Source organism: Marivivens donghaensis (genome assembly GCF_030410045.1).
In the GTDB taxonomy this organism is placed as follows: Bacteria; Pseudomonadota; Alphaproteobacteria; order Rhodobacterales; family Rhodobacteraceae; genus Marivivens; species Marivivens donghaensis.
In genome coordinates this window covers 72,404-97,904 of sequence record NZ_JAUFRA010000005.1, presented here as the reverse complement: position 1 = coordinate 97,904, position 25,501 = coordinate 72,404, and the positions used below count along the sequence as shown (strand labels likewise).

Below are 25,501 nucleotides of genomic sequence, written 5' to 3'. Positions count from 1 at the left end.
GGGATGATAGACAGAAAGGCCAAACCATGCAGTTCAAAGAAGACCTCGCCGCCGCAATCGGGAACACCCCACTGATCAAGCTCCGTGCCGCGTCAGAGGCAACTGGCTGCACCATCTTGGGCAAGGCTGAATTCATGAACCCCGGTCAATCGGTCAAAGACCGTGCTGCCCTCTATATCATCAAGGATGCGATTGCGCGTGGTGATCTGAAACCGGGTGGCACGATTGTCGAAGGCACCGCAGGGAATACAGGCATCGGCCTCGCTCTGGTTGGCGCCTCGATGGGCTTTAAGACCGTGATTGTTATTCCTGAGACCCAGTCGCAGGAAAAGAAAGACATGCTGCGCCTTGCGGGTGCGGAATTGGTTCAGGTGCCTGCTGCACCTTATAAGAACCCGAATAACTACGTGCGCTACTCTGGCCGTCTTGCCGAAGAGCTCGCGAAAACCACGCCAGAGGGTGTGATCTGGGCGAACCAGTTCGACAACACCGCGAACCGTCAGGCACACATCGAAACCACTGGGCCCGAAATTTGGGAACAGACGGGCGGTAAGGTTGACGGCTTTATCTGTGCGGTAGGGTCGGGCGGCACGCTCGCAGGCGTTGGTATGGCGCTCCAGCCCAAAGGCGTGAAGATCGGCCTTGCTGATCCGATGGGCGCTGCGCTGCACAGCTTCTACACCACGGGCGAATTGGCGTCCGAGGGCACCTCGATCACCGAAGGCATCGGTCAGGGTCGCATCACAGCGAACCTCGAAGGGTTTACGCCTGATATGTCCTACCAGATCCCTGACGAAGAGGCGCTGCCTGTTGTCTTTGATATGCTCGAACACGAAGGGCTCTGCCTCGGTGGGTCGTCTGGCGTGAACGTCGCGGGTGCCATCCGCATGGCCAAAGAGATGGGTCCGGGCCACACCATCGTAACGATCCTGTGCGACTACGGCACGCGCTACCAGTCGAAACTCTTTAACCCTGATTTTCTCAAATCGAAGGGCCTTCCGGTTCCCGGATGGATGGAGCACGGACCGTCCTCTATCCCAGGCGTGTTCGAAGATTGATGTCAGCGCTTCGGGCTATTGTCGTAGCATTGGTGGCATGGTTGGCCGTTGTGCCAGCCCTGTCCTATGCTCAAGTCATTGGCCCGCAGCTTCCTGATACTATCGTCGAGGGTGCGCCAGATTACACCGCGTGGGATCGTGTCGCGACACGGGCAGAGCGGTCGTTGGAATCGGGCGCGGTATCAACCTTTGCATTGGACAGACTGCGCGCTGAACTCGCGGGATGGCGCGATCAGTTTTTGGACGCGCAATCGCTGAATGCGTCGCGGATTGCGACAGTTCGTGCGCAGCTCGATGCGTTGGGTGCGGCTCCTGCGGATGGAGAGACAGAGCCGCTCGCCATTTCGACACGTCGGACCGAGTTGAACGGTCAACTGAATCGGCTTCGGTCGCCTGTGATCCTCGCCCAAGAGGCGCACACGCGGTCGAATGGTTTGATCGGTGAGATTGACGCTGTCATGCGCATGCGCGAGGCAGAGCGTTTGACGACCCGCGGGGCAACGCCCGCCGATCCCGCGAACTGGTCGCTGGCGATCACTGCGATTTGGCAGGGTCTTTCGGCTGTGGTGGTCGAGAGCAAAGCCAAATTCGCCACCAGCTTTAAGAACGGCACCATCTGGAGCGACCTTTTCGGTGCGGCGGGTCTGATGATCCTTGTGTCGGTCGGATTGTTCTGGCGGTCGCGGTCATGGGTTATGGCCCTGAACCGCCAGGTGACAGAGCGGAACCTACGCGGCGCGGACGTTTGGAAATTCGTTGTATCGCTTGGCTTGATTGCGCTGCCCTATATCGCGGTTTTGCTGCTGACAGAGGCCCTTGCCGCGACGCAAATCTTAGGGTTTCGCGGGACGACGATCTTGTCGGCGCTTCCTAGTGCGGCAATGTATGTGATCGTTGGGCGCTGGCTGTCGATGCAGTTCTTTAGTGTGATCGAAGGCGAAAAAGGCCCCTTGTGCATGTCCGCCGATGACCGTCTACGCGGCCGTCGTATCCTTCAACGGTTGTTCTGGGCATTGGCTATTGGTGCGGTCATGGTCGCCGTGGTCGGAGTGGGCGATACCACCGGATTGGCCGGCACTGTCGTGTTGTTCCCGATCGAACTCGTGGCCTCTGTGTTTCTGTTCCAATTCGGTCGACTGATCGTTCATCACTGCAAAGATGGAGACGATCCTGAGGTCTATCGCAATCGCATCATATCGGTGCTCGGTCAGGCGGTGACGATTGTCGCGGTTCTATCGCCGCTCCTAGCTATTGCTGGCTATTCGAGCGGCGCACAGGCGCTGTTGTATCCAGCGGTGAACACGCTCGCTGTTCTAGCGGTGGTTCTACTGCTGCAGCGGTTGGTGCTCGACCTCTATGTGATGCTGACGGGTGCAGTAGATACCGCAGCCGAAGCGTTGATCCCTGTTCTAATCGGCTTTGCGCTACTTCTTCTCTCTGTTCCGCTCTTGGCTCTGATTTGGGGCGCGCGCGAGGCGGACCTTCTCGAAGTGTGGACCCGTTTCCGCGAGGGCTTTACGCTCGGTGATACGCGGATTTCACCGACCGACTTCTTAACTTTCGTTGTGATTTTTGGCGCGGGCTACGCGATGACGCGTTTTGTTCAGGGAACTCTGCGGTCGACAGTTCTACCAAAGACAAAGCTGGATATTGGCGGGCAAAACGCGGTTGTCTCTGGCCTTGGGTATTTGGGTATCTTCCTCTCTGCCGTGATTGCCATCACAACTGCAGGCATTGACCTGTCGAGCCTCGCGATCGTCGCTGGTGCGCTCTCTGTCGGTATCGGTTTTGGTTTGCAGACCATCGTGTCGAACTTTGTCTCTGGCATCATACTTTTGATCGAACGTCCGATCTCTGAGGGGGATTGGATCGAAGTGAACGGCCAGATGGGTATCGTTCGAGACATCTCTGTTCGTGCAACGCGGATTGAGACGTTTGATCGTCAGGACGTTATTGTGCCGAACGCGGATCTCGTGAGCGGACAGGTGACGAACTGGACCAGAGGCAGCCTCGCTGGTCGTATCACGGTGCGCGTTGGCGTAGCTTACGGCACCGACACCAAACGGGTTGAGGCGATCCTGCGCGAAATCGTCGAAGCCCATCCGATGGTCGTCATTTGTCAGTCCACGAACGTTCTGTTCGTTGGCTTTGGTGCGGATAGCCTCGACTTTGAAATTCGGGCGGTCCTGCGGGACGTCTATTTCTCGGTCGTGACAAAATCCGAAATTCACCATGCGATCGCCGAACGCTTCGCGGCTGAAGGTATCGAAATCCCGTTTGCGCAGCGCGATATTTGGCTCCGCAATCCCGAAGCCCTACATCCCAGATCGGACCAAGACTCGGAGAGCTAAGATGACCCAGCCGTTATTTCGTGATGATGCTTATTGCCGTTCTGCCTCTGGCACTGTGACAGCATTAACCGAAGAAGGCGGGATCGTTCTGGATGCGACGATCTTCTACCCAACGGCGGGCGGTCAGCCTGGGGATAGTGGACAGCTGACGTGGGATGGCGGTCAGATGAAGATCGCGACGACGCTCAAAGGGGAGGGCGATGATATCGTTCTGGTTCCCGCAGAGCCTGCGCCATTGCCACCCGTCGGCACCGTAGTCACGCAGGAAATTCAGTGGGACCGTCGGTATCGTCTGATGCGAGTTCACACAGCGCTGCACCTTTTGTCGGTCGTGATTCCGCTCCCTGTGACCGGCGGGTCGATTGGCGTGGACAAAGGGCGGCTCGATTTCGATATGCCCGAAGCGCCGAGCGATAAAGAGGCGCTAGAGACCGCGCTGAACGATCTGATCGCGGGGGATCATCGCGTATCGGACGAATACATCACCGATGCAGAACTCGATGCGAATCCAGAACTGGTCAAGACGATGTCGGTCCAGCCGCCGCGTGGGTCTGGGCGCATCCGATTGGTGCGGATCGGAGAAGCTGAACAGACCGTCGATTTGCAGCCCTGTGGCGGCACACATGTGGCGTGGACCTCGGAAATCGGTGCCGTTCGGGTCGGGAAAATCGAAAAGAAAGGCGCGCAGAACCGTCGCGTTTCCATTCACATCGAATAAGACGCCGATTCAGTGCGGAATTTTTGCAAGAGGCTCTTGCATTCCCTAATCCGTTGCGGCTAAACCCCGCGTCACGGACAGGTGGCCGAGTGGTCGAAGGCGCACGCCTGGAAAGTGTGTAGGCGGGAGACCGTCTCCAGGGTTCGAATCCCTGTCTGTCCGCCACTTCCCTTAAATCTCAAATTGATGCGGTTTCAGGCCATCAGTTTGGCATGGATCATCGCCGTTACGCGCTCCGCATATGCCTCTGGTGTCAGCCCGCGTTTTCGCCATTTGCCGCGTTTGACATACCAGTCTTGAAGCAATGGTTTCAGTAGCGCCGCATCGAGTTGTGCGTCGTCTGTCTGATAAATCCTGTCATTAGCTCCTTGTTCGATGACTTTTGCAAAAACGGTTTCGGTTTCCGCCTCGCTCTGCACCGCGCGGGCGCGTTGTTCGGGCGGAAACGATTTGGCCTCAAGGTAAGCGAAAACGAACCAATCGGTCATCGCTTCGGTCATGAGGATGTGGCGATGAATAAGCCATTCGAGTTGGTCTTTGACGGGCAGGGCAGGCGGTAGGATCAATTGCGCGGTGGCCGTGGAGATCACGGTCTCTAGCACCATGGAGAGAAGGGTCTCTTTGCTGTCAAAATAGGCGTAAAGGCCGCCCATGCTCAGGCCCGTATCATTCGCGATGTCGCGCATGCTGGTGGCGTGAAATCCGTTGCGGTTCGATAGGCGCAGAACCGATTCCACAATCCGAGAAAGTTTCGCTGCGGCCACATCTGGTTTGCGGACCTTGATCGTGTCCGCATGCCGTTCCAGCATCTGTCGACACAGGGCATCCATCGACAAATCGTCGGTGATGCGGGCGTCAGGGATAGTCGAGGTCCTTAGCGTCATGGGGTCTTTTCATAGGTGAAGTCTTGTGTATTGTAAATCTATCGAACGCTCGTTCGAAATATCTTTGGGGAGGAAGATATGCTGAAAGGACGCAAGGCGCTGGTCACTGGCGCATCAAGCGGGCTTGGCGCGCACTTCGCGCAAGTGCTCGCGGCGCAGGGGGCGGAGGTTACTCTTGGCGCACGTCGTTTGGCGGAATTACAAGGCGTTTATGAGAAGATCACCAGCGGTGGCGGTCAGGCCCATGCCATTCGTCTGGATGTCACCGATGCAGCCAGCGTTGCCGAAGTCTGTGCAGAGCCGTTCGATATCGTTGTCAATAACGCGGGCATTTCCGCAGCGGGGCCAGCGATGGACTATTCGGAAGCGGATTGGGATCGTACCATGGATATCAATCTCAAGGGTGCCTTCCTCGTGAGCCAAGCCGCTGCCCAAAAGATGAAAGACAACGGTGGCGGGTCGATCATTAACATCGCTTCTATTCTTGGCCTTCGGGTGGCTGGCGCGGTTGCGGCATACGCCACCTCCAAGGCCGCATTGGTTCAAATGACCAAGGCCACCGCACTGGAATGGGCGCGCTATGGCATCCGTGTGAATGCGCTGTGCCCTGGGTACATTGAGACGCCGTTGAATACCGATTTCTTTGCGACCGATGCAGGGCAAGCGTTGATCAAACGTATCCCGCAACGGCGGCTTGGTCGGTTGCAGAATTTAGATGGGCCGCTTCTGCTGCTCGCGTCAGATGCAGGGGCCTACATGACAGGGGCCGAGATCGCCGTTGACGGCGGGCATCTGGTTTCATCGCTTTAAGGAGGGACACATGGATTTCACGATTACAAAAGAGGTCGAAACCCTCCGCCAAGAGATCGCAGTGTTTGTGAATGATCGGATCATCCCGCTTGAGGGGGATCAGGCGAATTACGATGAGCACGGCAATATCCATCCCGATCAGTTGGAGCGCCTTAGAGCCGAGGCCAAGGCTCAAGGTCTGTGGTGCCTTCAACTGCGGCGTGAAACAGGCGGTCGCGGTTTGGGTAAAATGGGCATGGCGGTGTGTTATGAAGAAATGAACCGTTCGATCTTTGGCCCCGTGGTGTTCAATTCCGCTGCGCCCGATGACGGGAATATGATGGTGCTAGAGGCGCTTGGCACGCCTGAGCAAAAGGCCAAATGGCTTGGTCCTATTGTTGAGGGTAAGGTTCGCTCTGCCTTTGCGATGACCGAACCGCATCCGGGCGGTGGGTCTGATCCGGGGATGATGCTGACCCGCGCCGAACGTCAGGGCGATCACTATGTTGTTCATGGCCATAAGTGGTTTATCACGGGGGCCGAAGGGGCGGAGCATTTTATTCTTCTAGCACGCACTTCTGACGATGCCCGTCGTGGCCACACAGCGTTTCTGTTCCACAAGGATCAACCCGGTTGGGAAATCACTCGCCGAATCCCGATCATGGGGCCCGAAGAGCATGGCGGCCATTGCGAAATCCGCTTTGACGGTCTGAAAATCCCTGTCGACGATGTTCTGATGGAGGAGGGTCGCGGGCTCAAAGTCACTCAAACCCGTCTGGGGCCTGCGCGTTTGACCCATTGTATGCGGTGGCTCGGTCTGTCCAAACGGTGTCTTGAGATCGCGACCGAATATGCTGAACGGCGTGAGGGGTTCGGGAAGCGGCTTATCGACCGCGAAAGCGTGCAACTGATGCTGGGTGATCTGGCAATGCGGATCGAAGTGGGTCGTTTGCTGGTGATGAAAGCGGCATGGGAGATTGACCGCGGGAACTTTGCCAAGAAAGAGATTTCAATGGCCAAGATACAGGTGGCAAACATCCTCCATGACGCAGCGGACCGTGCGATCCAGATTAATGGTGCGCGTGGATATTCAAAGGATACCGTCCTCGAATGGATTTACCGCTACGCCCGTCAGGCGCGTTTGGTCGATGGTGCGGATGAGGTACATAAGATGGTTCTGACCCGCGATCTGATCGCCAATGGACGCGATTTCTGGAAATGGTCGGTGGAGGGCGAATGATGTTTTCGGCGTCTCACCTTTGTTCATCACAGGCGAACCATGTGCCGATGACACCGCTCGATATGCTCGACCGAACGGTGGCAGAGCAGCCAGATGCATTGGCCATCGTTTGGGGCGAACAACGGATCACTTGGGCAGAGTTCGATGCGATGGTGCAGCGCTTCGCTGGGCGGTTGCACGATCTCGGCGTTGGCAAGGGCGATGTGGTTTCAGTCATCGCGGGCAATATCCCAGAAATGCTGGCGGCGCATTTTGCCATTCCGACCTTGGGCGCGGTTTTGAATGCGATCAACACGCGGCTCGATCCTGAAACGGTGCAATTCATCGTCCGTCATTGCGAGGCCAAAGTTCTGATCACCGACGCACCGCGTGCTGATCTAGGCCGCGCGTCGGATACGCTGCCTGTGCATGTGTTTGGGCAGGATTTCGACATAGCAACGGGGCCATTGTCCGAACGGATCGATTGGCGCGGTGTGGTGACTGATGATTGGCAGCCGATTGCCTTGAATTATACGTCGGGCACGACCGGCAATCCCAAGGGCGTCGTTCTACACCATCGGGGTGCCTATATGAACGCACTTGGTAATGCGGATGCCTTGGGATTTGATCGCGATACGGTCTATCTCTGGACGCTGCCCTTGTTCCATTGCAACGGATGGTGTCACGGTTGGGCTGTGACCTCTGCGGGCGGGACGCATGTGTGCCTTGATGGGGTAGACCCGTCACAGGTCTACAGCGCGATTGAGGATCATGGCGTCACGAATTTCTTCTGCGCACCTGTTGTGCTCTACATGCTGCTCGACCACCCAGATCGGGTAAAACGGTCGGCTGCGTCGCGTCCTGTTAAGGTTGGTACGGGTGGCGCTGCTCCAACCTCCTCTTTGATCGAGAGGATGGATGCCTTGGCGTTCGATCTGTCTCACCTCTATGGGCTGACCGAATGCTATGGCCCTGCGACCGTGAACCATTTACCGCAGTACTTGCGCGAGGCAGAGGCGAGCGTGCGGGCGAAATACCTTGCCTCGCAAGGGAAGCGCCATACGACGGCCTGTGTCCTCAAGGTCTTTGATGAGGCTGATCAAGAGGTTCCGCACGACGGTGAAACGACGGGTGAGATCGTTTTGCGCGGGAACACCCTCATGGCGGGTTATCTGAAAAATCCCGATGCGACGGCCGAGGCGCTCCGCGATGGTTGGTTCCGCACGGGCGACCTCGCCGTGGTGTTGCCAGATGGTCGGTTGATGATTAAAGACCGTGCAAAGGACATCATCATCACAGGTGGCGAAAACGTATCGTCGATTGAGGTCGAGGATGTTTTGCATCGCTGCGAGGCTGTTGCGCTGGCGGCTGTGGTCGCGGCGCCTCATGAAAAATGGGGCGAAACGCCTTGTGCGTTTATCGAATTACGGGACGGTGGAACCATTGAAGAGGTCGAGGCGCACTGTCGCGAACACCTCGCAGGGTTCAAGCGGCCACGGTATTTCGTGCCGCGTTCGATCCCGAAAACAGCGACTGGCAAGGTTCAGAAGTTCATCCTGCGACAAGAGGCTAAAGAGCGATTTGGTGGAGGGGACCTGTGATGGATCGGTCGACCTTACACGGTTTCCTCAACGCAACATTTGGCGCGGAGGATCTGTCGGAACTGACCAAGATTTCAGGCGGTCAATCAAACCCAACCTACTTTGTCACCCACGGCGGCCGCCGAATGGTGCTGCGCAAACAACCCGATGGACCGATCCTAAAAGGCGCACATGCGATTGATCGTGAATATCGGGTGATGAATGCACTGGGCGCCCAAGGCGTGCCAGTGCCCAAAACGATCCTGTTTCATGAGGACGCCGAAACGCTCGGTACACCGTTCTATTTGATGGAGCGTTTGGATGGGCGTGTGTTCGAGGATTGTAGCCTGCCTGACATGACGCCTGATGAACGTCGCGCGATCTATCTGGGCATGGCGGATGCGATGGCGAAAATGCATAGCGTGGTGCCGTCAGAGGCGGGTCTGGGCGATTATGGTCCGCCGGGGAATTACTTTGAACGGCAAGTGCGTCGGTGGTCGAAACAGCTGTTTGCATCGACTGGGGAGACTATCCCTGATCTGAAGTTCCTCGCGAAATGGCTGGTAGAAAACCAACCCGACGATGACGGCGAACTTGCCGTGGCTCATGGCGATTTTCGTCTGGGGAACCTCATGTTCCACCCGACAGAGCCACGGGTTATTGCGATCCTTGATTGGGAGCTGTCTACGCTCGGGCATCCGATGGCGGATTTGGGGTTCTGTTCGATGACATGGCATTCCGCGCCAGAGGAATACGGGGGGATCTTGGGCCTCGATTGGGCGGCTCTAGGAATTCCAACCAAAGAAGAGTTTGCGGCACGTTATTTTGAAACAGCCAAAACGGCAGCGCGGCTCAGCGATTTCCATGTAATATTTTCTTTGTTTCGCTTTGCCGTGATCTTTGTCGGTATTCGGGACCGCGTGGCACAAGGCACAGCGACGGCGTCGAATGCCGCAGAGATGGCACCTCTAGCACGAGCCTTTGCTAAGCGCGCAAGGGACTTGGTTGGCTGATTTTCGGCTAAAAGTCAGTTGGTTAAATGTTTACCCTAACCTGATCGAGGTCAATGCGCTGGCGTTGCAGGTTCATTTACCTATTGCACTTAGGCCGCCACGGGCGATGAGTTGTCAGTAAATGGGCTGAGCCGCATTCCGAAAGGACGTCACCGTGAGCATTCTATGTAGTCTACCGATCATTGCTGGTTTGCTATCGGGCTGTAGCGACGGGGCGTCGTTCGCTACGGGTTATGTCGAAGGGGATTACACCCTTGTTGCGCCTGTCAGTGTAGCGCAGGTCCGCGAGATTACCGTGGCGCGGGGCGATCACGTTGAGGCCGATACGGTGATGGTCGCGATGGAACGCCACGATGCTGAGATTGCATTGGCTGAGGCGCAGGCGAACGTGGCGCAGGCAGAAAGCCAGCTCGCCAATTTGCAAGAGGGGGCTCGGCCTGAGGAAATCGCGGTGATCGAGGCGAACCTTGCCTCGGCGACTTTGCAAGCGGATGAGGCCAACCGCGAACGGGATCGATTAGAGCAGCTTTTCACCCGTGGCGTGATCACAGATGCCCAGCGCGACGATGCGATTACGGCGGCACAGGTTGCTGCGTCCAAAGTTGCTGTCGTTTCCGCTGAATTGGCGGTGGCGCGACTTCCCGCCCGTCCGCAAGCCATCGCGCAGGCGGAGGCAGTCGTGGCCGCGGCCAATGCGGCCTTAGATCGGGCCGAATTGCAGCTAGAGCAGCGCGAGTTGTCCCTGTCGGTGCCTGTCACCGTGGTCGATATTCTGCGCCAAGAGGGCGAGATCGCAGGCCCAACTGCGCCTGTGTTATCGGTACTGCCTCAGGGCGCTGTGAAATTGCGCCTCTACGTGCCTGAAACGTCTTATGCGTTGATTTCAGTCGGGGATACGCTCACGGTCGAATGTGATGGCTGTGCAGAGGGTCTGACCGCCACGATTAGCTATATCGCCAGCGAACCAGAGTTCACGCCGCCCGTCATCTATTCGGTCGAGAACCGTCAAAAGCTGGTGTATTTGATCGAGGCTCGCCCGACATCGGATCACGACCTTAATCCGGGGCAGATCGTAAATGTGCGGTTGCCATGAGTGACCTTGCCATCTCGGTCAGTGGTCTGACCAAGCGGTTCGGTGAAAAGACCGTTGTGAACAACGTCAGTCTTGATGTTCGCAAGGGCGAGATCATGGGTTTTCTCGGGCCGAACGGGTCAGGCAAGACGACGACCATTCGGTTGATGTGTGGGCTGTTGGAGCCAGACAGTGGCGAAGGCCGCGTTTTAGGCCATGATATCCGTACTGAGCGTCGCGCTATCAAACGCAAGGTCGGTTATATGACACAACGGTTTTCGTTCTACGAGGACCTGACGATCGCCGAAAACCTAAGCTTTGTTGCGGGGCTTTATGGGATGTCGCCGAAACGGCAGGTCGTGCGCGATACGATTGCCGATCTCGGTCTGACGGCGCGCAAGGATCAACTGGCGGGGTCGCTCTCGGGTGGGTGGAAGCAACGGTTGGCTTTGGCGGCGTGTATCATGCACAAACCCGCTCTCTTGATGTTGGACGAACCGACGGCGGGCGTGGACCCAAAGGCGCGGCGCGAGTTTTGGGATGAAATCCATGCCTTGGCCCATGGTGGGCTGACCGTGTTGGTGTCGACCCACTACATGGACGAGGCGGAACGCTGTCACCGCATTTCCTACATCTCTTACGGTGATCTGATCGCACAAGGCACCGTGCCAGAGGTCGTCCAAGGGGCGGCGCTTACCACCTATGTTGTGACAGGTGGCGACACGGCACTGGCCGCGCGGCTTTTGCGCGGCGCTGCTGGTGTCGATCAAGTAGCGCCTTTTGGCGCAACGCTGCATGTCGTTGGGCGGGATGCGATGGCCCTGAAAACCAGCGTGGATACGGTCGCGTTTCAGACAGGCAGCCACGCGGAATTGTCTGACACCAGCCTTGAGGATGTATTTATCCAGCTTATGGGCGCGGCGTAGGACAATATGCAATGAACAGGTTCTTTTCGCTCCATCGGCTTGTCGCGCTTTTGATAAAGGAAATGATCCAGATGCGGCGGGATCGTGTGACCTTTGCGATGATGCTGGGTGTGCCGTTGATGCAGTTGATGCTCTTTGGGTTCGCGATCAATACCGATCCCAAGGCGCTTCCTGCCGCGCTCGTGTCCCCGACCCAAGACCGCTATACACGTGCGATGGTCACGGCATTGGAACTGACAGGCTATTATCGCTTCATCGCCCCAAATGCGACCGAGGGTGAGGCCGAAGATTTGATATCCCGTGGCGAAGTCGCCTTTGTCGTAACGGTGCCGTCAGATTTCGGACGTCGGATTGAGCGGGGCGACCATGCGAGCATTCTGATCGAGGCGGATGCGACGGACCCGTCGGTGGCCTCTGGTGCGATCTCAACACTCAGCACGGTCGCGAATTCTGCGCTGTTGAGGGAGGCAGGGCAGGGTCAGGCCTCGTCAAACGGGTTAGAGATCATCGTGCATCGCCGCTACAATCCCGAAGGCATCACGCAATACAACATCGTCCCGGGATTGCTCGGGGTGATCCTGCAGTTGACGATGGTGATGATGACCGCGATGGCGCTGACGCGTGAGGTCGAGCGGGGTACGATGGAGAACCTCTTGTCGATGCCCGCAAATCCGCTTGAGATCATGCTGGGCAAGGTGGTGCCCTATCTGATCGTGGGCGCGGTGCAGGTTGTCGTGGTTCTGGTGTCTGCGAAACTGGTGTTCAACGTGCCGTTCGTTGGGTCGCTCTCGCTCGTGCTTGCGGGCGTATTCGTGTTAGTGCTGGCACTGGTGATCTTGGGGTATCTCTTGTCCACGGTGTCACGAACCCAAATGCAGGCGATGCAGCTTACCTTCTTTTTCTTCCTGCCATCGCTTTTACTTTCTGGGTTCATGTTCCCATATCGTGGGATGCCAGATTGGGCGCAGGTAATTGGTGAGATATTCCCGCTCACGCATTTCTTGCGGCTTATTCGTGCGGTGATGCTTAAGGGTGCGGATTTTTCGGCGGTGGCAGGACCGTTCTTTGCGTTGGTCCTCTTTGCATTTGGGCTGGCAGTTCTGGCGCTGTTCAGGTTCCGAAAGACACTCGACTAGGGATAAAACCCGCAGGCTAGTATGATTAACCTAAATGGGGTGTTGATGGACGTTGCCCCCGTAGTCTGAATAAGCTATCGCAGCGGCAAGCTAGCTAGGGGACTCTCATGACCAAGAAAAACGGCCTGACTTACGCAGACGCGGGTGTGGATATCGACGCAGGCAATACGCTTGTTGAACGGATCAAACCTGCCGCGAAACGCACGGCCCGTTCGGGTGTTATGGCGGGTCTGGGCGGTTTTGGCGCTCTGTTCGACCTCAAGGGTGCGGGTTATGAGGATCCGATCCTCGTTGCAGCAACCGACGGCGTTGGCACGAAACTCCGCATCGCGATTGATACGGGCAATGTTGATACCGTTGGTATCGACCTCGTTGCGATGTGCGTGAATGACCTCGTGTGTCAGGGGGCAGAGCCTCTGTTCTTCCTCGACTATTTCGCGACAGGTAAACTGGACGTGGACAGCGCGACCCGCATCATCAACGGCATCGCTAAAGGCTGTGAAGACAGCGGTTGCGCATTGATCGGTGGTGAAACCGCTGAAATGCCCGGTATGTATCACGATGGCGATTTCGACCTCGCTGGTTTTGCCGTTGGCGCGATGGAGCGTGGCGCTGATCTGCCAGCTGGCGTTCAGGTTGGTGACGTTCTCTTGGGTCTTGGTTCCAACGGCGTGCACTCGAACGGCTATTCCTTCGTGCGCAAGGTTGTTGAACTCTCTGGCCTCGGCTGGGACGCGGCGAGCCCGTTTTCTGACGGCACTCTGGGTGAGGCACTTCTCGCGCCGACCCGTCTTTATGTGAAACAAGCTCTGGCGGCTGTGCGGGCAGGGGGCGTTCACGCTCTCGCTCACATCACAGGTGGTGGTCTGACTGAAAACCTGCCGCGCGTTCTGCCTGACGATATGGGCGCAACGATTGACCTGTCGTCGTGGGAGCTTCCTGCGGTGTTCCGTTGGTTGGCTGAAACCGCCAACATGGAAGAAAAAGAACTGCTGAAAACCTTCAACTCTGGCATCGGCATGATCGTTGTCGTTGCGGCAGACCGCGTAGATGAAATCGCTTCGCTGCTGACCGCTGAAGGCGAAGCTGTGACCCGCATCGGCACCGTGACCGATCAGGCTGGCGTGGCTTACACAGGCAAACTTCTGTGACAAAACGCGTTGCAATCCTGATTTCTGGCGGCGGCTCAAACATGGTGTCGCTGGTAAAGGATATGCAATCGGGCGATCACCCAGCGACGCCTGTTTTGGTCGTGTCAAACCTTGCCGATGCTGGCGGTCTACAAAAGGCCGCTGATCTGGGCGTGGCGACCGCTGTCGTCGATCACAAACCATTCGGCAAAGACCGCGAGGCGTTCGAGGCCGAACTGACCCGCGTGTTAGAAGAGGCCCAGCCCGACATCATTTGTTGTGCGGGGTTTATGCGTATCCTGACCGAAGGGTTCACGAGCCATTGGGGCGGACGGATGCTCAATATTCATCCGTCGCTTTTGCCGAAATACAAAGGCCTGCACACGCATCAACGTGCGCTTGAGGCTGGCGATACGGAACATGGCTGTTCCGTGCATGAGGTGACGGCAGAACTGGATGGCGGGCCGATCCTCGGTCAGGCAAAGATCGCGATTGAGGCAGGCGACACCGCCGACGCCCTCGCGTCACGTTTGCTGACATGGGAACACAAACTCTATCCCGCGGTCCTGCGTCGCTATGCGGTTGGGGATCGTACCCCTCTGTTTCTAGGGTAACTTTCCTTTGTTGGTGAATTGCCTTAAAGATATCGATCAAGAGCAGTTTACGGACTTAGTATGAAGACGATCACCACGACCGAGGCGCTGGCCGCCTTTTGCGCAGAAGCCGCCAAACGTCCCTATGTGACTGTCGATACAGAGTTTTTGCGTGAACGTACGTATTACTCCAAACTTTGCCTTCTACAGATGGCGTATCAGGACGACGCTGGGTCGGATGCTGTGCTGGTTGATCCGCTGGTGGAAGGCTTGTCGCTCGAACCCGTTTATGACCTGTTCCGAAATACCAATGTGGTTAAGGTGTTCCATGCCGCGCGTCAGGACCTCGAAATCTTCTTTGTCGAAGGTGGCGTGATCCCTGAACCGCTGTTTGATACCCAAGTTGCTGCGATGGTTTGCGGCTACGGCGAACAGGTCGGGTATGAGACATTGGTGCGCAAGATCGCCAATGCATCGCTCGATAAATCGTCGCGCTTTACCGACTGGTCGCGCCGTCCGCTGACGGACGCGCAGTTGACCTATGCGCTGGCAGACGTGACCCACTTGCGCGACATTTACGAGGTTCTGTCCAAACGCCTCGCTAAATCGGGTCGTGAGCGTTGGGTGTCCGAGGAAATGGCCGTCCTCAAGGACCCAGACACCTATCGCACCCATCCCGAAGATGCGTGGATGCGCGTGAAAACTCGCACCAATTCGGGCAAGTTCCTGTCGATCGTCAAAGAGTTGGCGCGTTTCCGCGAGGAATTCGCCCAGACCCGCAACATCCCGCGCAGTCGTGTGTATAAAGACGATGCGTTGGTGGAATTGGCCTCGACCAAACCCGAGAACGAAAAAGACCTCGCGCGGTCGCGTTTGTTGCTGCGTGAAGCTCGCAAGGGCGAGATTGCCGATGGTATCTTGGCCGCCGTGAAAGCTGGTATTGCGACCCCGCCCGAAAAGGCGCCAAAGCCCGATCTGACCCGTGAAAAGCTACAGGTGAACCCTGCGATCGCGGACCTTCTGCGTGTGCTGTTGAAAGCAAAAGCCGAAGAAGAAGGTGTTGCGCAGAAACTGATTGCGACCTCTGCGGACCTCGATGCGATTGCAGCAGGAGAGCGTGATGTGCCTGCCTTGTCCGGCTGGCGCCGTGAGGTCTTTGGCGAAGAGGCGCTGCTCTTGTGTCAGGGTAAGGTTGCGCTGGCGACCAAGGGCACCAATGTGGTGACGATCCGCCTTTAACGGCGGGCCGTCACAGTATTCCCAGCACCTTTGACGACCACGGATCGGATGCCTGCTAGGTCACCCGCCGACAAAACCGTTGCGGCTGTGATAGTGCGGGACGCCGTAGTGCCTTCGATTTCAAAGCGGGCAGGGCGTTCGACGCGGAACGCATAGGTCGCTGTGCCGTTCTGGATGCTCTCAAGGACCAGTTCCGCGTTGAAATAGCCTTGGGTCGGGGCAACGCCAGTTGCACGCAAGATCGCGCCCGATGGGGTTTGTGAGACTTCGGCAGATACCACCTGTGCGATGAGATCGCGGCTATCGACGACAACCAGGTCACGTTTGGTCGGGACCAAGGGCTGTGTGGCTTGCGGTGCGGTGGCGACAGGGGCCTCACGATCTTTGTTGAACCAATTCATCGGGTTCACGGGCGATCCTGCCAAACGGGAACATCCCGAAACTGTCAGAACCAGACAAGCAGCCATCCCGATGGGTCGCAACATTGGAATTTCCTTTCCCGTATCGTTGCCAAAAGGGATAACGGGATTGAACCGAGTTGAAAAGCACCCTCTGGACGTTTCATGTGATGCAACCTAAGTCATGGGGCAATAGAAAGGACGCACTATGGCCACGCAAGCATTCGAAGACATCGCGGATACCTTTGATTTCCTAGACGACTGGGAAGATCGCTATCGTCATGTCATCGAATTGGGCAAGGCGATGCCACCGCTTGAGGATGCGTTCAAAGTGCCCGCGACCAAGGTTGAAGGCTGTGCGTCGCAGGTTTGGCTCGTGCCTGAGATTTCAGATGGCGTGTTTCGGTTCCGTGGGGAAAGCGACGCGATGATCGTACGCGGTCTCGTGGCGATCCTTGGGGCGCTGTATAACGACGTGCCCGTGTCTGAGGTGCTCTCAATTGACGCTCAAGCAGAGTTGGGGCGGCTTGGGCTGAATGATCACCTTTCGGCGCAACGATCCAACGGTGTCCGCGCGATGGTCGAACGTATTCGGGCTGTTGCGGCTGCGGCCTAAACAATCCCCATCGCCCAAAGAAAAACCCCGCCAGTGGCGGGGTTTTGTGTTTCTTAGAACGGGATCTCATCGTCGATGTTCGATCCGCCGCCTTGGTTGCTGGAGCCACCCGACGAACGGTCGTCGTAGCCACCGTAACCACCATCAGCGGGCGGGCCATCGTAGCCACCGCCAGCACCGCCACCGCTGCCGCCATCACCACGACCGCCAAGCAGGGTCAGGTTGCCGCCGTAGGGGCGCAGAACGACTTCAGTCGAATAACGGTCGGCGCCAGATTGGTCCTGCCATTTGCGAGTTTCCAACTGGCCTTCGATGTAAACGGTCGAACCTTTGCGCAGATATTGCTCTGCAATGCGGCCCAGCGCTTCGTTGAAGATCGCGACAGAGTGCCATTCGGTGCGCTCGCGGCGTTCGCCAGTGTTGCGGTCTTTCCAGGTTTCCGACGTTGCGATGCGCAGGTTCACAACCTTGCCGCCGTTGGAAAAGGTGCGAACCTCTGGGTCACGACCAAGATTGCCGATGATGATAACTTTGTTCACGGATCCGGCCATGCCGCGTCCCCCTCGAATCTGAAAATACCGTTTCAGACGTTACATCACTCCAGCGGCGTTAATGAAACCCCAATATCGGGGCGGACGACCTAAACTTCGGTCATAGGAGCCTCTAACCGCAGGTCTAAGACGGGCATCTGCAACCGCAGTGCAATACCAATGGTTGAGGGGGCAGGGCAATTGATCAGCAACGGATCACGGTGATCCGTTCACATCAATTTCGGAGATTACCCTATGACCTTCAAATCCATCCTAGCTGCATCTGTTCTCTCGTTCGCTGTTGCTGGCGCTGCAGTCGCAGGCTCGCCCGTTTCTGACGAAGTCAAAGCACAGGCAACCGCTGCCTTGACCGCGCAGGGTTACGAAGTGCGTTCCGTGCAAATGGAAGACGGCATGATCGAAGCCTACGCGATCAAAGATGGCAAAGCGTTTGAGGTCTACCTCGATGCAGAAATGAACATCATCGAAGTCAAAAACTAATCACCTGCGGTTGGACGGCGCGAACTCCCTTTTGCGCCGTCCCCGTAATGCCAGCATCAGGAGGCCACTATGAAAAACGTCAAAGTTTGGGACCCGCTTGTCAGGATATTTCACTGGTCCTTGGTGATTTGTTTTACCTCGAACGCGTTGATCACCGATCCAGAGTCCCAGCTTCATCGTCAGATTGGCTATGTGGTCGCAGGGCTGGTCGCATTTCGGATCATCTGGGGCTTTATCGGGTCGCGTCACGCGCGGTTCCGTGACTTTCCCCCGAGCATCTCTGGCTCTGTGGGTCAGCTGTCTGACATGGCGACGGGTCGGAAGCGGATACACGTGGGCCATACGCCCCTTGGTGCGCTGATGATCTATAACTTGATTCTGACCCTGATTGGCATCGCGATTTCTGGATATATGATGACAACCCTGCGGTTCTGGGGCATCGAGTGGGTCAAAGAACTGCATGAGATTTGCGTGACATGGGCGGAATTTTCCGTCGTTGCACATATCGCCGCAGTTGTCTGGGAAAGCCGCCGTACCGGTGTCAACCTTCCCAAAGCTATGGTAACTGGATCAAAGACGCTCCCGACGGAAGTTTAACGAATGTCGTCAAAGACCAAGCCCGATAAAACGACCATCGGCCTTTTGGCTCTCATCGTGACCCAGTCGGCCTGTAGTGTGTTTTTCCTCTCTGACGCGGTTGCTGATATCATCGCTGACGGCATGGCGGCCCTGAACGACGTGCATCTTCATGTCGAAATGATCGCCACATTGTCGCTGATTGTGGCGGTAATATTAGAAGGTCAGTTTCTGGTTCGGTTGCTGCGCAGAAATGCCCATGCCGAACGTGGGCTATCGATTGCCTCTGGTGCTCTCCATGATTTGATGGAGCAGTATTTCGATGAGTGGGGGCTTACACCGTCCGAGGCGGACGTCGCGACTTTTGCGATCAAAGGGCTGGATATCGCCGAGATTGCCGAACTGCGCGGAACGGCTGAGGGAACGGTCAAGGCGCACCTCAATGCAATTTATCGCAAATCTGGGACCTCTGGGCGGGGTGCGTTGTTGGGGCTTTTGGTTGATGATCTACTTGCGCAGCCTCTTATCGAACGCAAAGAACCGCCGAAGGACATGCCAAAAGCTAGCGGACTGGCCTAAAATGCACTAAGTTACGCAGCGGATTGGATGAGCCGAGGCCATTTATGCGTAAATTGAGTGTGTTAGCCGCTTTTGTCTTGTCAGGCCTGAGCGGAGTTGCCGGTGCGGATAGTGTGTCCACATCTTCCCGAATGGCGTTGTTTCAGAGCCAAACCGCGATCCTCGATGGTCGTGCGTCTGAGCAATATTCCAACTCTATCCGCCTCCAACCCGAAGAGTTCCGCGTTCCGACGATCAATGGGCCCGAATTTCTAGGCAGCTATAGCGGTCCTTATCTGCAAATGGCGCGGGCGGCGGCGAACCGTTATGGAATACCGTCAGGACTTTTCCTGCGATTGGTCCAACAAGAAAGCGGTTGGAACCCTGGCGCTGTGAGCCCCAAAGGTGCGATTGGGCTTGCTCAATTGATGCCACAGACTGCGCGTCTCTTGGGCGTTGATCCACATGACCCTGCTGAAAACCTAGAGGGCGGGGCACGGTATCTGCGTCAACAATACGACCGTTTCGGGAATTGGCGTCTAGCTCTGGCGGCGTATAACGCGGGGCCTGAGGCCGTCGAACGGCACGGTGGTATTCCGCCTTATCGCGAAACCCGTAACTATGTGCGCGTGATCTACGGCAGTTAAGCTTGCGACGCCTTGCGGAATGCGCTTGGTGTCAGCTTGGTTTCGCCTTGGAAACTGCGGGTGAAATAGGCCGCGGAAGAGAAACCCAAACGCGCCGCAATATCTTTGACCGGGATTTTCGTCGATTGAAGGAGCGTGCGGGCCTCAAACAAGATGCGGTCTTGTAATATTGCGATGGCCGAACGGCTACAGGTTTGGTTGCAGCAGCGGGTGAGGTGCGTGGCGGTGACGCCCAATGCGGCCGCGTAGTCTGATACACCTTTGCCCGTCGCGAAATCCCGTTCAACCAAATCCGTGTAGGCGGCGACAAGACGTGCCGATGTCGTTGCCGCCCGCGCCATGGTGTCCTTTGGCGGATTGTCTGTAAGTTGCCGTTCGATAAACACCGACAGAATACCGAGCAGATAGAGAGCCGCACGATTATGGCCTTCTTTATCCGACTTGAGTTCCCGTTCGAGAGCATCAACATGCGAAATCAGTTCTTTCTGTGCCACCACATCTCGCAGACGCATGTGCACAGGTTCCTCGGGCCAATCACCTGACATAGCCGACGGAATCGTCAGCATGTAGCCAAAGACGGTGGGGCCGATTTCATAGCTAAAGAGCGTGTGGGCAGGAATGAAGATCACGTTGTTCGGACCATACCCACTGGTCAGACCTGCTACAGTGATGCGGCCCTGACCTTTGGTGAAGATCAATAGGCGAGGGGTCGGGTGGCTGTGCAGGCATTCCGTCTTCCACCGCGTCGCAGGGGTAGGTTGATGCACTGCTGACAGAGCCAATCGATTTTCCAAATCGCTGAGATGGGAAAATTGGTGGCTTTGCATTGCGACTCCGAATGTTCGAATTGTGAAACAATATCGGAATTCGCAATCACCTCAAGGTTGTTCTTGTGCCATTACGGAAACATATTGTTGCCAATGCCTAGCAAGGCAATGAGATCGGTGTCCAGAGTTTCATGCGATTTCTGAACCATGTTCGTTGTCGTTTTGCATACTGGCGGCTCGCGATGATTGCGGCCATTCGGGCCTCTGCGAGGGTCATTTCACCATTGAGATGGGCGATAAGCTCAGGCGCGCCAATGGCGTTGGACGATAGATAGGCTGGGTCCCAATCAGGAAGTATCGCGCGGGCCTCGTCCAGTGCGCCTTGGTCCAGCATGATGTCAAACCGCCGCTCAATCCGATCGTTGAGCCATTCAACGTCGGGCCGCAAAACAAGTGCGGTGCTCTGTTCGATGGGCAGCAGCGGCGGCGGCGTATCGTCTTGCCAGTCGGCCAACGGGCGACCTGTGGTTCGCAGAACTTCCCATGCTCGTTGCACTCTGGCGCGGTTATTCAGGTCGATCCGCGCTTTGGTTTGGTCGTCCAAGGTCGCAATGAGGTCGGGCAGGGCGATTGTGTCTGCTTCGTCACGGACCTCTTGCGGTGTTGATGGGATTTCGACCAACCCTTCGGTCAGCGCCATGAAATACAGACCGGTCCCACCGACGATGATTGGCCGTTCCGCACCAGTGAGCAGAGGCGCGACATCGCGCAGCCAATGACCTGCCGAATAGGCGCCATCAATCGGCACATGACCGTAAAGCCTATGCGGCGCCCTCGCCAAATCGCTATCATCAGGACGCGCGGTCAAAATCCGCCAGCGATCAAAGATCTGTAACGCGTCCGCGTTAATAATGACACCACCGCCTGTTTCCGCAATTTCCAAGGCCAAGGCAGATTTCCCCGATGCCGTCGGTCCAGCAATCAGTACGGGCTGTTGGTCGGGAATGTCTTTGGGATCAAACACCACTTAGGGGTCCTTTTGCGGATTTATAGGCCTAGGCGCGGTTTTTCGGGTATTCGCCCATTGCACCTTTTCGCCTTTTGCGACATTTTCGCGCCCAATCAAAGACCAGTCAAAGAGGATGTCACGATGGGCGAGGCCAAACAGGTAAAGTTCAAGCGGGTCATGCTCAAGATATCAGGTGAAGCCCTGATGGGCGATACCCAGTTCGGTCTGAACCCTCCGACCGTTCAGCGTATCGCGCAAGAGATTAAATCGGTTCACGATCTTGGCGTTGAAATCTGCCTCGTGATCGGTGGCGGTAACATCTTCCGCGGTCTGTCTGGCTCTGCCCAAGGCATGGAACGCACGACCGCTGACTACATGGGTATGCTCGCGACGGTGATGAACGCACTTGCGATGCAATCCGCTCTTGAAGGTTTGGGCGTGTTCACCCGCGTGATCAGCGCAATTCCGATGGATCAGGTGTGCGAACCCTACATCCGTCGCCGTGCAGTGCGTCACCTCGAGAAAAAGCGCGTTTGTATTTTCGCGGCTGGCACCGGTAACCCGTATTTCACGACCGACACTGCTGCCGCGCTTCGCGCGACCGAAATGCACTGCGAAGCGATCTTTATGGGCAAGCAGGTTGATGGCATTTACGACAGCGATCCTAAAACCAATCCAGATGCTGTGCGGTTTGATCGGGTGTCTTATGACGAAGTGCTGCGTCGCAATCTGAAGGTCGCTGACGCCTCGGCGATCGCGCTTTGCCGCGATAACAAGATGCCGCTGATTGTGTTCAACTTGAACGACGCAGGCGGTTTCTGTGGCATTCTCGCTGGTGAAGGCACCTATACAACTGTGCACGCCTAAGGCTATAGCGGTTCAAACCTACTAAGAACCCGCATGGGGAGCAGAAAATATGTCCGACGATTTTGAACTCGATACCGATGACCTGAACCGCCGCATGGAAGGCACTCTTTCGGCGCTGCGCACCGAATTTGCGTCGTTGCGTACGGGCCGTGGCTCTGCGTCGATGCTCGAACCGGTGATGGTCGATGCTTATGGTCAGATGACTCCGATTAACCAAGTTGGCACTGTGAACGTTCCAGAGCCGCGCATGGTGACGATCAACGTCTGGGACAAGGCGATGGTTGGTAAGGTCGAAAAAGCGATCCGCGAGTCGGGCCTCGGCATTAACCCGCAGCTCAACGGCACAATCATCATGCTGCCGATCCCAGAATTGAACGAAGAACGCCGCCGCGAACTGACCAAGGTCGCTGGCAGCTACGCCGAACACAGCCGTGTTGCGATCCGCAACATTCGTCGTGACGGCATGGACCAGATTAAAAAGAACAAAGACGGCATGTCCGAAGATGACCAGAAATTCTGGGAATCCGAAGTTCAGGGCATGACAGACAAATTTATTAAAAGTGTTGATGAAATGCTCGAGTCTAAACAGGCCGAGATTATGCAGGTCTAATCACCTGCACTGTGCCGGGGGGCCGAAATGACGACGCTGAATGAACCCAGCCAAGACCAAGGCCCGCGGCATGTCGCGATCATCATGGATGGCAACGGGCGGTGGGCGCAGATGCGCGGCCGCCCGCGGCTTTTCGGGCACCACGCAGGTGCGCGCCGTGTTCGTGAAATTGTCGAAGCGTGCCCTGAAAATAACGTTAAGTACCTGACGATTTTCGCGTTCTCGACCGAAAACTGGAAGCGGACCCAGACCGAAGTTGCGGGTCTTATGAAACTGTTCCGCCGTTATATCCAACGCGAGTCCCGTGAACTGTTCGAGGCTGGCATCCGTGTTCGTTTTATCGGCGATCGGATCAAGCTTGAGGATAAGCTGGTCACGCTGATGGACGAGTTGGAGCTTCTCACCGCTGGAAATGACCGTGTGCACCTCACCATTGCGATCAACTACGGTGGTCGGGATGAGGTGACCCGTGCGGCGAAACGATTGGCCTATGAGGTCGAACAGGGGCGTCTGTCGCACAAAGATGTGGATGCGGAAACGCTGTCGCGCTTCCTCGATACGCATGTTTTGCCTGACCCCGATTTGGTGATCCGCACCAGTGGCGAAGCGCGGATTTCCAACTTTCTTTTGTGGCAGTCGGCCTATTCGGAATATGAATTCGTCGACACCCTGTGGCCCGATTTCACCGCTGCCGAATTTGGTCGCGTGATGAAAGGCTACGGAAAACGTGAACGCCGATTTGGCGACGTGAAGGTCTGATCATTGGCTGTTTTCAAGGATAATTGGCAGGACCTCGGTCCTCGCGTCGCCTCGGGCGTTGTGATGGCGGTCGTCTTTGTGGGGGCTGTCGTTTGGGGCGGACTGCCCTTCGCTCTGCTCGTGATTGCAGCTGGTGGACTTCTCACTTGGGAAGTCGCGCGGATGGCGCGTATCGCTCAGCCTGAGGTCATTGGCCTCGTCGCGGCTGGACTGGTTGCTGCGGCGTTGCGTCTGCCTGAATGGGCCGATGTTCTACTCTTTGCGCTTGTTGCTGGTGTGATCTTCCTTCGAGGCAAACATGACCGCAAGGTTCTCGCCATCTATGGATTTCTGGCACTTCTGGCGTGCGATGCCTTCTGGCTCATTCGGGGGGAAAGCCTGCGTCTCGCACTTTGGCTCGCGCTGGTCGTCGTTGCCTCTGACGTGATGGGCTATATCGCGGGTCGCATGATCGGCGGTCCGAAATTCTGGCCCGCTGTCAGCCCCAAAAAAACATGGAGCGGGACTGTTGCTGGTTGGATCGGCGCGGCTGTCGTTGGTGTTCTCATCATGCCGCAAGCAGGTTGGATCATCGTACCAGTGTCGGTTCTCATGTCCTTTGCGGGACAAATGGGCGACATTGCGGAAAGCGCGCTGAAACGTCGGGCAGGGGTCAAGGATAGCTCGAACCTGATCCCTGGGCATGGTGGCGTTTTGGACCGCTTTGACGCTCTGATGGGGGCGGCTTTGGTTGTTGAAGCCTTCATTTATATTGCTGGGCCGCAGTTCGGGGTTCATGGGTGGCGATGAGGCGTGTCTCTATCTTTGGCGCGACGGGTAGCATCGGCCAGAACACAATCGATCTTATTGCTCGCGATCCCCAAAGCTACGATGTGGTGGCTTTGACGGGCGGTCGCAATGTGGCGCAGTTGGCCCGCGATGCTATTCGACTGAACGCTGATGTTGCTGTGACATGCTTTGATGACGAACTCCCCGCGCTGCGTGATGCGTTGGCGGGGTCTGGGGTCGAGGCTGCGGCGGGTGAGGCCGCGATGCACGATGCGGCCACACGCCCTGCCGATTGGGTGATGTCGGCGATTGTTGGTGCGGCAGGTCTAGCGCCGGGGCTTCGGGCGTTAGAGCAGGGCGCGACACTCGCGCTGGCCAATAAGGAATCCCTCGTCACTGCTGGGCCGTTGCTGATGAAGACCGCGCGGGATCATGGCGGTCGTGTTCTGCCCGTAGATAGCGAACACTCTGCGATTTTTCAGGGTCTCGTTGGCGAAGACATCAATGCGGTGGAGCGGATCATCATCACTGCCTCAGGCGGTGCTTTCCGCGATTGGCCGATGGACGAACTGGCGAAGGCTACCGTTGAACAGGCCTCGACCCACCCGAACTGGGACATGGGGCAGCGGATCACAATTGATAGCGCCTCCATGTTTAATAAGGCGCTAGAGGTTATTGAAACCAAAGAGTTCTTTGGTGTTCTGCCCAATCAAATTGAAGTCGTCGTTCACCCTGAAAGCATGATCCACGCGCTCGTTGGGTTCCATGATGGGGCGCTGATGGCCCACGTTGGGGCGCCTGATATGCGCCACGCAATCGGCTACGCGCTTCATTGGCCTGACCGCAAACCGTTGCCTGTAGAACGTCTCGATCTGACAAGGATCGGACAGTTTACGTTCCGTGCGCCCGATCCTGACCGTTATCCTGCTTTGCCGCTCGCATGGCGGGTGATGGAAGACGGCGGTTTGTCTGGGGCGATTTTCAACGCAGCTAAGGAACGCGCCTTGGACCTGTTTATCGACCGTCAAATCGGGTTCCTCGATATGGCACGCGTTGTTGAACGGACAATGGACGCGATTTCGCCACGTCGGGGGCTGCAAAATGACATTCCGGACCTAGATACGATCCGTGACGCAGATAAAGAGGCCCGCCGCGTGGCTTCGCAGATGATAGAGCAGTTGGGATAA

General features: G+C 56.7%; 28 protein-coding genes and 1 tRNA gene. 24 read left to right on the top strand and 5 right to left on the bottom strand.

Annotated features, from left to right (window positions below):
- The first annotated feature begins 26 nt into the window (after positions 1 to 26).
- From QWY83_RS06040 to QWY83_RS06025, 4 genes are all read left to right on the top strand, one after another.
- A complete protein-coding gene (locus tag QWY83_RS06040) occupies positions 27 to 1,058 on the top strand; it encodes a cysteine synthase A (protein WP_105234988.1) in 1,032 nt (343 codons plus the stop codon).
- Positions 1,058 to 3,409: a DUF3772 domain-containing protein gene (locus QWY83_RS06035; RefSeq protein WP_249945653.1), complete on the top strand. Its 2,352-nt coding sequence runs from the start codon at positions 1,058 to 1,060 to the stop codon at positions 3,407 to 3,409. The genes QWY83_RS06040 and QWY83_RS06035 overlap by 1 nt, the downstream gene beginning before the upstream one ends.
- A 1-nt stretch (position 3,410) precedes the next feature.
- Positions 3,411 to 4,127 (top strand): alanyl-tRNA editing protein, encoded by a 717-nt coding sequence (locus QWY83_RS06030; protein ID WP_249945654.1) that lies wholly within the window; start codon positions 3,411 to 3,413, stop codon positions 4,125 to 4,127.
- 75 nt (positions 4,128 to 4,202) lie between these two features.
- Positions 4,203 to 4,292, top strand: a tRNA-Ser gene (locus QWY83_RS06025).
- A gap of 29 nt (positions 4,293 to 4,321) precedes the next feature.
- Here QWY83_RS06025 and QWY83_RS06020 read toward each other — a convergent pair.
- The gene (locus QWY83_RS06020) at positions 4,322 to 5,011 is read right to left on the bottom strand and encodes a TetR/AcrR family transcriptional regulator (RefSeq protein WP_249945655.1); all 690 of its coding nucleotides are present in this window, start codon (positions 5,009 to 5,011) and stop codon (positions 4,322 to 4,324) included.
- Positions 5,012 to 5,089: 78 nt separating this feature from the next.
- On the opposite strand from QWY83_RS06020, the gene QWY83_RS06015 reads away from it, so the two are divergent.
- From QWY83_RS06015 to rnd, 10 genes are all read left to right on the top strand, one after another.
- Complete coding sequence (locus tag QWY83_RS06015) at positions 5,090 to 5,821, top strand: SDR family NAD(P)-dependent oxidoreductase (RefSeq protein WP_249945656.1); 732 nt, start codon at positions 5,090 to 5,092, stop codon at positions 5,819 to 5,821.
- Positions 5,822 to 5,831: 10 nt separating this feature from the next.
- Positions 5,832 to 7,040, top strand: coding sequence for an acyl-CoA dehydrogenase family protein (locus QWY83_RS06010; RefSeq protein ID WP_249945657.1), 1,209 nt, complete (start codon positions 5,832 to 5,834; stop codon positions 7,038 to 7,040).
- A gap of 47 nt (positions 7,041 to 7,087) precedes the next feature.
- Entirely contained in the window at positions 7,088 to 8,620 is a 1,533-nt protein-coding gene (locus QWY83_RS06005) for an AMP-binding protein (RefSeq protein ID WP_249945658.1), read from the top strand.
- The gene (locus QWY83_RS06000) at positions 8,620 to 9,612 is read left to right on the top strand and encodes a phosphotransferase family protein (RefSeq protein WP_249945659.1); all 993 of its coding nucleotides are present in this window, start codon (positions 8,620 to 8,622) and stop codon (positions 9,610 to 9,612) included. Before QWY83_RS06005 ends, QWY83_RS06000 begins: the two co-directional genes overlap by 1 nt.
- Before the next feature lie 154 nt (positions 9,613 to 9,766).
- A complete protein-coding gene (locus tag QWY83_RS05995; protein WP_249945660.1) occupies positions 9,767 to 10,705 on the top strand; it encodes an HlyD family secretion protein in 939 nt (312 codons plus the stop codon).
- Positions 10,702 to 11,610 (top strand): ABC transporter ATP-binding protein, encoded by a 909-nt coding sequence (locus QWY83_RS05990; protein ID WP_249945661.1) that lies wholly within the window; start codon positions 10,702 to 10,704, stop codon positions 11,608 to 11,610. The genes QWY83_RS05995 and QWY83_RS05990 overlap by 4 nt, the downstream gene beginning before the upstream one ends.
- A gap of 11 nt (positions 11,611 to 11,621) precedes the next feature.
- On the top strand, positions 11,622 to 12,746 hold the full coding sequence (locus QWY83_RS05985; RefSeq protein WP_249945662.1) for an ABC transporter permease: 1,125 nt from the start codon (positions 11,622 to 11,624) through the stop codon (positions 12,744 to 12,746).
- Positions 12,747 to 12,853: 107 nt separating this feature from the next.
- The gene (gene purM, locus QWY83_RS05980) at positions 12,854 to 13,897 is read left to right on the top strand and encodes a phosphoribosylformylglycinamidine cyclo-ligase (protein ID WP_249945663.1); all 1,044 of its coding nucleotides are present in this window, start codon (positions 12,854 to 12,856) and stop codon (positions 13,895 to 13,897) included.
- On the top strand, positions 13,894 to 14,490 hold the full coding sequence (gene purN / locus QWY83_RS05975) for a phosphoribosylglycinamide formyltransferase (RefSeq protein WP_290245714.1): 597 nt from the start codon (positions 13,894 to 13,896) through the stop codon (positions 14,488 to 14,490). Before purM ends, purN begins: the two co-directional genes overlap by 4 nt.
- A gap of 60 nt (positions 14,491 to 14,550) precedes the next feature.
- Positions 14,551 to 15,708 carry a ribonuclease D gene (gene rnd / locus QWY83_RS05970; RefSeq protein ID WP_249945664.1) on the top strand — a complete coding sequence of 386 codons (1,158 nt, stop codon included), beginning with the start codon at positions 14,551 to 14,553 and terminating at the stop codon, positions 15,706 to 15,708.
- On the opposite strand, the gene QWY83_RS05965 is transcribed toward rnd, so the two are convergent.
- Positions 15,705 to 16,193 (bottom strand): hypothetical protein, encoded by a 489-nt coding sequence (locus QWY83_RS05965; RefSeq protein ID WP_249945665.1) that lies wholly within the window; start codon positions 16,191 to 16,193, stop codon positions 15,705 to 15,707. The two genes, rnd and QWY83_RS05965, sit on opposite strands and share 4 nt — an antisense overlap.
- A 121-nt stretch (positions 16,194 to 16,314) precedes the next feature.
- Here QWY83_RS05965 and QWY83_RS05960 point away from each other — a divergent pair, with 121 nt between their 5' ends.
- Positions 16,315 to 16,722 (top strand): SufE family protein, encoded by a 408-nt coding sequence (locus QWY83_RS05960; RefSeq protein ID WP_249945666.1) that lies wholly within the window; start codon positions 16,315 to 16,317, stop codon positions 16,720 to 16,722.
- Positions 16,723 to 16,775: 53 nt separating this feature from the next.
- Here QWY83_RS05960 and ssb read toward each other — a convergent pair whose 3' ends face one another.
- Entirely contained in the window at positions 16,776 to 17,273 is a 498-nt protein-coding gene (gene ssb / locus QWY83_RS05955) for a single-stranded DNA-binding protein (protein ID WP_105235003.1), read from the bottom strand.
- 234 nt (positions 17,274 to 17,507) lie between these two features.
- On the opposite strand from ssb, the gene QWY83_RS05950 reads away from it, so the two are divergent.
- From QWY83_RS05950 to QWY83_RS05935, 4 genes are all read left to right on the top strand, one after another.
- Complete coding sequence (locus QWY83_RS05950; protein WP_249945667.1) at positions 17,508 to 17,753, top strand: PepSY domain-containing protein; 246 nt, start codon at positions 17,508 to 17,510, stop codon at positions 17,751 to 17,753.
- 69 nt (positions 17,754 to 17,822) lie between these two features.
- The gene (locus QWY83_RS05945; protein WP_249945668.1) at positions 17,823 to 18,350 is read left to right on the top strand and encodes a cytochrome b/b6 domain-containing protein; all 528 of its coding nucleotides are present in this window, start codon (positions 17,823 to 17,825) and stop codon (positions 18,348 to 18,350) included.
- Positions 18,351 to 18,353: 3 nt separating this feature from the next.
- Complete coding sequence (locus tag QWY83_RS05940) at positions 18,354 to 18,908, top strand: helix-turn-helix transcriptional regulator (RefSeq protein ID WP_249945669.1); 555 nt, start codon at positions 18,354 to 18,356, stop codon at positions 18,906 to 18,908.
- 44 nt (positions 18,909 to 18,952) lie between these two features.
- A complete protein-coding gene (locus QWY83_RS05935; RefSeq protein ID WP_105235007.1) occupies positions 18,953 to 19,534 on the top strand; it encodes a lytic transglycosylase domain-containing protein in 582 nt (193 codons plus the stop codon).
- On the opposite strand, the gene QWY83_RS05930 is transcribed toward QWY83_RS05935, so the two are convergent.
- Both QWY83_RS05930 and miaA read right to left on the bottom strand, forming a co-directional pair.
- Positions 19,531 to 20,316, bottom strand: a complete 786-nt coding sequence (locus tag QWY83_RS05930) for a helix-turn-helix domain-containing protein (RefSeq protein ID WP_249945670.1) — start codon at positions 20,314 to 20,316, stop codon at positions 19,531 to 19,533. The two genes, QWY83_RS05935 and QWY83_RS05930, sit on opposite strands and share 4 nt — an antisense overlap.
- 142 nt (positions 20,317 to 20,458) lie before the next feature.
- Entirely contained in the window at positions 20,459 to 21,325 is an 867-nt protein-coding gene (miaA, locus tag QWY83_RS05925; protein WP_249945751.1) for a tRNA (adenosine(37)-N6)-dimethylallyltransferase MiaA, read from the bottom strand.
- Between the two features lie 126 nt (positions 21,326 to 21,451).
- Between miaA and pyrH the strand changes: the two genes are divergently transcribed.
- From pyrH to dxr, 5 genes are read left to right on the top strand one after another with little or no spacing between them, the layout of a single operon-like run.
- Positions 21,452 to 22,177 (top strand): UMP kinase, encoded by a 726-nt coding sequence (gene pyrH / locus QWY83_RS05920; RefSeq protein WP_249945671.1) that lies wholly within the window; start codon positions 21,452 to 21,454, stop codon positions 22,175 to 22,177.
- Between the two features lie 49 nt (positions 22,178 to 22,226).
- Positions 22,227 to 22,787: a ribosome recycling factor gene (frr, locus tag QWY83_RS05915; RefSeq protein ID WP_067545256.1), complete on the top strand. Its 561-nt coding sequence runs from the start codon at positions 22,227 to 22,229 to the stop codon at positions 22,785 to 22,787.
- 27 nt (positions 22,788 to 22,814) lie between these two features.
- Positions 22,815 to 23,546: a polyprenyl diphosphate synthase gene (gene uppS, locus QWY83_RS05910; RefSeq protein ID WP_249945672.1), complete on the top strand. Its 732-nt coding sequence runs from the start codon at positions 22,815 to 22,817 to the stop codon at positions 23,544 to 23,546.
- 3 nt (positions 23,547 to 23,549) lie between these two features.
- A complete protein-coding gene (locus tag QWY83_RS05905) occupies positions 23,550 to 24,335 on the top strand; it encodes a phosphatidate cytidylyltransferase (protein WP_290245705.1) in 786 nt (261 codons plus the stop codon).
- Positions 24,332 to 25,501, top strand: coding sequence for a 1-deoxy-D-xylulose-5-phosphate reductoisomerase (gene dxr, locus QWY83_RS05900; RefSeq protein ID WP_249945673.1), 1,170 nt, complete (start codon positions 24,332 to 24,334; stop codon positions 25,499 to 25,501). The genes QWY83_RS05905 and dxr overlap by 4 nt, the downstream gene beginning before the upstream one ends.